The following is a 1,184-nucleotide window of genomic DNA, read 5'->3' as shown; positions in this document are numbered from 1 at the left end:
GGCCGAGGCTGTGTCAAAACCCGCGCGATCGCCTAGACTGAATCAACCTGTTAGCGCGAGAGGCGGAGATGGGGCGATTCGTCGAAGGTGCAAGCCGCAATCAGGGCACGTTGCTGCCGGAGTGTCTCGAAGACTTTATCGCTGAAGACAATCCCGTGCGGATCGTCGACGCATTCGTAGACGAACTCGATCTGGCTTCCATGGGCTTCGAAGGCACCACGCCGGCGATCACGGGCCGACCGTCTTACCATCCGTCCGTTCTGCTCAAACTCTACATCTACGGCTATCTCAATCGCGTGCAATCGAGCCGACGTCTGGAGCGCGAGTGCCAGCGTAATGTCGAACTGATGTGGCTGACCGGTCGCCTCGCGCCGGACTTCAAGACGATTGCCGAGTTCAGACGCAGCAATGGCGCCGGCATTCGCAATGTATGCCGCCGCTTCGTGGTGATATGCCGCGACCTGAAGCTGTTCACGCAAGCAGTCGTTGCCATCGACGGCAGCAAGTTCAAGGCGGTCAACAGCCGCGATAACAACTTCACGCCCAACAAGATCGCAAAGCGTCAGGAGCAGATCGAGCAAAGCATCCAGCGCTATCTGGATGCGCTGGAAACTGCTGATCGCACGCAACCCGCAGAGGTCGAAGCGAAAACCGAACGGCTGCGGGAAAAGATCGAGACGCTGCGCGAGCAGATGCGCGATCTGGATCGGGCAGCGGAACTGTTGAATGATTTACCGGAAAAACAGGTTTCGCTGACTGATCCCGACTCACGTTCGATGATGTCGCAAGCCAAGGGCACAGGTGTCGTGGGCTACAACGTTCAGGTGGCTGTTGATACGAAGCACCATCTCATCGTGACACACGAAGTGACGAACGTCGGTAGTGACCGCGCTCAGCTCAGCCCGATGGCCAAAGCCGCGCGCGAAGCGATGGGCAAGAAGAAGCTCAAGGCGCTGGCCGATCGCGGGTACTACAGCGCCACGGAAATCAAGGCTTGCGATGACGCTGGTATTGCAGCGCTGGTGCCAAAAACACAAACCTCCAGTGCAAAGGCAGATGGACGGTTCGATCGGGCCGACTTCATCTACATCGCGAAAGACGACCAATACCTATGTCCAGCGGGGCAACGGGCGATTTACCGATTTACTTCCGTCGAGCGCGAAACTCCGATGGCCCTGCGTACC

At 58.1% G+C, this 1,184-nt stretch carries 1 protein-coding gene; it reads left to right on the top strand.

What is annotated here, in order from left to right; genetic code table 11:
- Positions 1-68: 68 nt before the first annotated feature.
- Positions 69-1,184: IS1182 family transposase (locus U5775_RS38800; RefSeq protein WP_322063416.1), on the top strand; the 1,116-nt coding region annotated here is incomplete at its 3' end.

The sequence above is a fragment of the Paraburkholderia sp. J63 genome (assembly GCF_905220245.1).
GTDB lineage: Bacteria > Pseudomonadota > Gammaproteobacteria > Burkholderiales > Burkholderiaceae > Paraburkholderia.
This window is presented reverse-complemented; position numbering and strand designations above follow the sequence as displayed.